6 protein-coding genes are annotated in these 6,281 nt (G+C 67.7%); 5 read left to right on the top strand and 1 reads right to left on the bottom strand.

Going from position 1 to position 6,281, the window contains the following annotated elements; translation table 11 throughout:
- Positions 1-164: 164 nt before the first annotated feature.
- The 3 genes from APY03_RS35850 to APY03_RS35860 are packed head-to-tail and all read left to right on the top strand — an operon-like array spanning position 165 to position 3,898.
- The gene (locus tag APY03_RS35850) at positions 165-1,196 is read left to right on the top strand and encodes an ABC transporter ATP-binding protein (protein ID WP_068684975.1); all 1,032 of its coding nucleotides are present in this window, start codon (positions 165-167) and stop codon (positions 1,194-1,196) included.
- A gap of 52 nt (positions 1,197-1,248) precedes the next feature.
- Positions 1,249-2,919 (top strand): amidohydrolase, encoded by a 1,671-nt coding sequence (locus tag APY03_RS35855; RefSeq protein ID WP_068684977.1) that lies wholly within the window; start codon positions 1,249-1,251, stop codon positions 2,917-2,919.
- A 1-nt stretch (position 2,920) separates the two neighbouring features.
- Positions 2,921-3,898, top strand: coding sequence for a CobW family GTP-binding protein (locus tag APY03_RS35860; protein WP_068684979.1), 978 nt, complete (start codon positions 2,921-2,923; stop codon positions 3,896-3,898).
- 41 nt (positions 3,899-3,939) lie between these two features.
- On the opposite strand, the gene APY03_RS35865 is transcribed toward APY03_RS35860, so the two are convergent.
- Positions 3,940-4,560: a DUF3943 domain-containing protein gene (locus APY03_RS35865; RefSeq protein WP_232324538.1), complete on the bottom strand. Its 621-nt coding sequence runs from the start codon at positions 4,558-4,560 to the stop codon at positions 3,940-3,942.
- 325 nt (positions 4,561-4,885) lie between these two features.
- Here APY03_RS35865 and APY03_RS35870 point away from each other — a divergent pair, with 325 nt between their 5' ends.
- Together APY03_RS35870 and APY03_RS40970 are read left to right on the top strand one after the other, a co-directional pair.
- Entirely contained in the window at positions 4,886-5,863 is a 978-nt protein-coding gene (locus tag APY03_RS35870) for an ABC transporter substrate-binding protein (protein ID WP_083944801.1), read from the top strand.
- Positions 5,864-6,078: 215 nt separating this feature from the next.
- Positions 6,079-6,246 (top strand): VOC family protein, encoded by a 168-nt coding sequence (locus tag APY03_RS40970; RefSeq protein WP_146039711.1) that lies wholly within the window; start codon positions 6,079-6,081, stop codon positions 6,244-6,246.
- Positions 6,247-6,281 lie beyond the last annotated feature (35 nt).

The following is a 6,281-nucleotide window of genomic DNA, read 5'->3' on the forward strand; positions in this document are numbered from 1 at the left end:
TTGGCGAAGCAAAAGAAAGTGACTCGGCTGCCGGGACGACACCCCGGCTCCTGCCTCAAACCAACAGCAAGGTACGAATCGACAGCCCGGCGCCCTCACCCCACCCCTCTCCCACAGGGAGACGGAGCAAGACCTCAGGCAACAAACGCAAGGGAGATGACGCAATGAGCCTCATGGACACCGACACGCTGCTGTCGGTCAACGACCTCAAGGTCCACTTCCCGCGCGGCAAACCCGCCTGGGGCCGCCCCGCCGAAGTCGTGAAGGCGGTCGACGGCGTGTCCTTCCAGGTCCGCCGCGGCAGCACGCTCGCGGTCGTCGGCGAATCCGGCTCAGGCAAGACCACCACCGCGCTCGCGGTCATGCGCCTCGCTCCGATCACCGGCGGCCATGTGCAACTGGGCGACACCCAGCTCGGCACGCTGGAGGGCGAGGCGCTGCGCAAGGCGCGCTCGCGCATGCAGATCATCTTCCAGGACCCCTTCTCCTCCCTCAACCCGCGCGAGCGCGCCGGCGCCACGGTGCGGGCGCCGCTGGACCTGATGAAGATCGGCACGCCTGCCGAGCGCACGCAGCGCGTGGCCGAGCTCTTCGAGGCGGTGGGCCTGCGGCCGGAGCAGCAGCAGCTCTTCCCGCACCAGTTCTCGGGCGGGCAGCGCCAGCGCATCAACATTGCGCGAGCCCTGGCCACCAATCCGGAGCTGGTGGTGTGCGACGAGCCGGTGTCGGCGCTGGACATCGCGATCCGCGCGCAGATCCTCAACCTGCTGGCCCGGCTGCAGCGCGAGCTCGGCCTGACCTACCTCTTCATCTCGCACGACATGGCGGTGGTGGAGCACATCTGCGACGACATCGCCGTCATGTACCTGGGCCAGATCGTGGAGCGCGCGCCGCGCCGCAGCTTCTTCGCGCGCCCGCTGCATCCCTACAGCGTTGCGCTGATGTCCGCGGTGCCGACGGTCAGCGGCGGGCGCCGTCGCGCGGCGCAGCGCATCAAGCTCACCGGCGATCCGCCCAGCCCCATCGACCCGCCCGCGGGCTGCCGCTTCGCAGGCCGCTGCCCGGTGGCGGAGCCGGCGTGCAAGGCCGAGCTGCCGCCGCTGCGCGAAGTCGCGCCGGATCACTGGGTGCGCTGCCGGCGCGTCGAGATCCTCCAGGGCCAGCCGCAGCCGCCCCTGCGCATGCAGCCGGGCTGAAGCCGGCGCACCATCCATTCCTCGTTTCCCTCCTTCGCTTCGACACATCTTCATGAGCGCCATCACCGTCTACCCCGCCCGCAAGATCATCACCATGAACCCGATGCAGCCCGAGGCCACGCACGTGGCGGTGCGCGACGGCCGGGTGCTCGCGGCCGGCACACTGGAGGACATGCAGGCGTGGGGCACGTTCACGCTGGACGAGCGCTTCGCCGGCAAGGTGCTGATGCCCGGCCTGGTCGAGGGCCACTGCCACCTGAAGGAAGGCAGCATGTGGGACTGGACGTACCTCGGCTGGTTCGACCGCCGCGACCCCGAAGGCAAGACCTGGAGCGGCCTGCGCTCGATGGACGCCGTGGTCCAGCGCCTCGCCGAGGTCGATGCGCAGATGAGCGCGGCCGGCCGCCCCGCCACCGAGCCGCTGATCGCCTGGGGCTTCGACCCGATCTACTTCGGCGGCGAGCGCATGACCGTCGAGCATGTGGACCGCGCGAGCAGCACCCGCCCGATCGTCATCGGCCATGCCAATGGCCACCTCATGAACGTCAACACGGCCATGCTGCGCCTGGCCGAGATCACCCGCGACAACGAGGTCGAGGGCGTGGTCAAGTTCGCAAGCGGCGAGATGGCCGGCGAGCCTACCGGCGAGCTGCAGGAACCCGCCGCGATGTTCCTGGTCCTGCGCAAGATCGGCAATGCCGGCCTGCTGGCGCCGATGACGGCAGAGGGGGTGCGCTCCTTCGGCCGCCTGGCCTGCATGCAGGGCGTGACCACCGCCACCGACCTGGTCAACAAGCTGACCGAGGAAGACTGCGGCGTGCTCGAAGCGGTGACGGGAGACGAAGGCTTCGGCGTGCGCATCCTGCCCGCCTTCCAGGCCTTCCACGGCACCCACGGCGCGGCCCTCGGCGCCGAGCACGTGAAGAGCCTGATACCGCGCAACACCGACCGGCTGCGCTACGGGCTGGTGAAGATGATGCTGGACGGCTCCATCCAGGGGTTCTCGGCGCGGCTGCGCTGGCCCGGCCACTTCAACGGCGCGCCCAACGGCATCTGGGTCACGGCGCCGGCGCAGTACGAGGCCGACTTCGAGGCCTACCACCGCGCCGGCCTCACCATCCACACCCACACCAACGGCGACGAGGCCAGCGAGGCGGCCATCGACGCCATCGAGCGCGTGCTCGCCCGCGCGCCGCGGCCCGATCACCGCCACACGCTGCAGCACGGCCAGATGATCGATGCGCCGCTGTTCCGCCGCATGGCCGCGCTGGGCCTGTGCGCCAACCTCTTCGCCAACCACATCTGGTACTGGGGCGACCAGCACTACGAGATGACCATGGGCCCGGACCGCGCCAACCGGCTCGACGCCTGCGGCAGCGCGCTGGCGGCCGGCGTGCCGCTGGCCATCCATTCCGATGCGCCGGTCACGCCGCTCGGGCCGCTCTTCACCGCGTGGTGCGCGGTCAACCGCGTCACACCCAAGGGCCGCGTACTGGGCGAGGCCGAGCGCATCGGCGTGCCGCAGGCGCTGCGCGCCATCACGCTCGGCGCCGCCTGGACACTGAAGCTCGACCACGAGATCGGCAGCATCGAATGCGGCAAGCGTGCGGACTTCTGCGTGCTGGAGGAAGACCCGCTGGCCGTCGACCCCATGGAGCTCAAGGACGTGCGCGTGTGGGGCACGGTGCTTTCGGGCCGCGTGTTCGAGGCACGCCGGAGCTAGCGTGACGCCGCGGCTGCCGCTCACCGTCATCGGCGGCTTCCTGGGCGCCGGCAAGACCACGCTCGTCAACCGCTGGCTGCGCGAGGCCGAGGGCCAGCGCATCGCGGTGCTCGTCAACGACTTCGGCGCGCTCAACATCGACGCGGACCTGATCGCCGGCGCGCGCGGGGACACCATCGCGCTTACCAACGGCTGCGTGTGCTGCCAGATCGGGGACGATCTCTCGCGGGCGCTGATCCAGGTGTTGGAATCAGGCACGCGCTTCGATGCGGTGGTGATCGAGGCCAGCGGCGTGTCCGACCCGTGGCGCATCGCGCAGCTGGGCATGGCGGCGCCGGAGCTGGCGCTGGAGGGCGTGATCGTGCTGGTCGACGCAGCCGCCGCGATGGCGCAGGCGCGCGATCCGCTGTTGGCCGATACGCTGGAGCGCCAGCTCAGGGCGGCCGACCTGGTGGTGATCAACAAGATCGACAGCGTGACGGCCGACGCGCTGGCGCGTGTGCGCGAGTGGGTGTCGTCGGTCGCCGGCCGCACGCCGCAATACGAGACCTCGCAGTCATGGCTGCCGAGGGTGCTGCGCGAAGGCTTGTCCTTGTCCCAAGCGCGCGAGCCGCGCGAAACGCGCGAGGTGCACGAAGCCCGTGCCTGCGCGCAGGCGGGTTGCGACCATGACGATCATTCGCATCACGAGGCGCACGACCACGGCGAGCTGTTCGACACCTGGTCCTGCCGTCCGGGGCAGGTCTTCGACGCGGATGCGCTGCGCGCCTGGCTGCGCGACACACCGCCCGGGCTGCTGCGCCTCAAGGGCCTGCTGCGCACCGGTGACGCCGCGTGGTCGGAGATCCAGTTCGCCGGGCGGCACGGCGCGCTGCGCAAGACGGACGCGCCGCCGGATGGTGCAGCCGTGGTGGCGATCGGCTTACGGGGGCGTTTGCCTGTCGAGGCGTTGGAAGCGGCTTTCGCCGCATCGGCATGACTGCGAAGCCTTGGAACGAAGATCGTCGCCCGGTTCGATCGCTACCAGCGCACCTGCAGCTGCAGGCCCCAGCTCAGCGCTCTCGGGCTGGTGCGGTGGGGCCCTGGCCAGCTGCCCCGGCCTTCGGCAAGCGCTGCCGCCGCGGGTCCTGACGGACCGATGGGCCGGATCGGCGCAAAGCTGACCCGGGTTTCGACGCCGAAGATTCGATCGGTCACGCCATTGAGCGCGCCGAGCGGGTCGGTGAGGACCAGTGCGACCTTGTCAACGGCGTCGGGCTCGCCCGGCTTCGCCTTGATGGACGCCCGGATGGGCGAGAACACGTATTCCCCGAGCAGCCAGCCCGCCAGGGGCGTGACGATGAGGTCCTGGTAGGAGACTGGCTCGAACAAGGCCTCGGCGCCGAATTCGTAGATCGCCGAGAGCAAGGCGGAGTAGCCCAGCGACTGCCAGCGGTCCAGGCCGCGCTCCCGGGCGCGGATGTAGTAGGCCGCACCCCAATAGGGATGGAGCACGTAGTTCACGAAATGATCGTCCCTGTCCCAGGCCGGGTTCGTGACGTTGTCGCGCCACTTGCCGTAGCTCGCACTGCTCCGGTCGAAACGCGTCTGCTCGGCCGGCATCGCGTAAAGCACGGCGACCGTCACAGCCTGATAACCCACGAAGTACCAGGTGTCGCGCCGCAGGCCTTCCCAGTCTGCGCTTGCGATGACAGGGGGCTCCGGCGCAGCGGAGCGCTCGAGGATCTCATCCCGGGTTTCCGCTGGGGCGCAGAAAGCCGACCGCGCGAGCCATGGCGATAGTGCTAGGAAGGCGAGAACGGCGAAAACGACCGGGCTTCGCGACATTCAGGATCAACCCGAAGTATGGCAGCCGGTCGTCGAACTGGAAAGCCGCCTCCGCGCCTCGTCGTCATCGCGTCGGGCAGTCGGCAGCGGGGTCGTGAAGCGTAGTATGTCGGGCTTCCATTGGTCATGAGGTGATCCAGTGACGACGAATCGCAGAGCGTTCATCGCCAGCGCAGCGGGTGGCCTTCTCACCTTGCCCATCGTCGGCTTCGCGCAGCAGGGCACCAAGCTGCCCCGGATCGGAATTCTCGGCAGCACCTACGGGCCAGCCTGGGATGGCTTTCGCCGAGGACTGCGCGAACTTGGCTACGTCGAAGGCCGCAATATCACGTTGGAATGGCGATGGGCGGAAGGGAAGCCTGATCGGTTTCCAGGGCTTGCGACCGGGCTCGCCGAATCGAAAGTGGACCTCATCGTCACATCGAGCACGCAGGCGGCCCTTGCCGCCAAGCAGGCCACAGGTTCGATTCCGATCGTCATGGCGATCTCCTCTTATCCCGAAAAGCTGGGTCTCGCCGACAGCCTCGCTCACCCTGGCGGCAACATCACGGGGTTCAGCAACATCGCACCGGAACTCATAGGCAAGCGTCTCGAATTGCTCAAGGCGATTGCACCCAAGGTCTCCCGTGTTGCCGTCCTGTGGAATCCGGCAAACCGGATCGAGCCCTACGGGTTTCGAGAGATGCTGGCCGGTGCATCGGTGGTCGGCGTGGAGATCCAGTCCATCGAGGTGCGTACGCCAGACGACTATCCCGCAGCGTTCACGGCCGTGACTGCCAGCCGGGCAGATGCCTTGCATGCCTTCGGCAATCCGGTCAACTTCAGGCACCCGCAGCTCATTGCCGACTTCGCGCTGAGGAACCAGCTCCCCAGCAGCTACGACGAGAAGCTGTTCGTCGAGGCGGGCGGCCTCCTGGCGTATGGGCCGAGCTTCATCGACCTCTACCAACGCGCTGCGGGCTACGTCGACAAGATCCTCAAGGGTGCGCAACCCGGCGACCTTCCAATCCAGCAACCGACGAAGTTCGAGTTCGTGATCAACTCAAGAACGGCAAGCGCGCTGGGCCTGACGATTCCCAGATCGCTGCTGCTGCTCGCAGACGAGGTCATCCAGTGACTCACAGCTATCGCCCCGAGGCTCTTCAGGCCTTGGCGGGGCAGTTCGTGTCCGACGAGGAACTGGACCAGGCACTCGGCGTCGCATCGGCGCCGTGAACATTCCTGTCACTCCGAGCGAGAAGTGGTGTTCCTTTCAATACGGCACGAGCGCCAGTAGCCCGGTATTACGGGCCCGCAGCAAAATGGATGCGCACGGCATTCCGCTTTTCGAAGATGCAGCAATCACTCGGTCTGGTTTCGCTTGTCGTACGGGATTACGACGAGGCTCTCGAGTTTTTCTTGGGCAAGTTGGGCTTTGACCTGGTCGAAGACACTCCCGTGCCTGCACAACGCAAACGCCTTTTGCAACCGAACTCGCTCAACAGAAGCTGGAAACCCTAGCTACTTTCCGGCGCAAAAATGCCGTTTTGAGATTC

Source organism: Variovorax sp. WDL1, assembly GCF_001541225.1.
Lineage (GTDB): Bacteria > Pseudomonadota > Gammaproteobacteria > Burkholderiales > Burkholderiaceae_C > Variovorax.

Excerpts from the sequence above, each read along its gene's own strand:
- APY03_RS35850 (WP_068684975.1), top strand. The coding sequence starts at position 165 with ATGAGCCTCATGGACACCGACACGCTGCTGTCGGTCAACGACCTCAAG.
- APY03_RS35855 (WP_068684977.1), top strand. The coding sequence starts at position 1,249 with ATGAGCGCCATCACCGTCTACCCCGCCCGCAAGATCATCACCATGAAC.
- APY03_RS40970 (WP_146039711.1), top strand. The coding sequence starts at position 6,079 with ATGCAGCAATCACTCGGTCTGGTTTCGCTTGTCGTACGGGATTACGAC.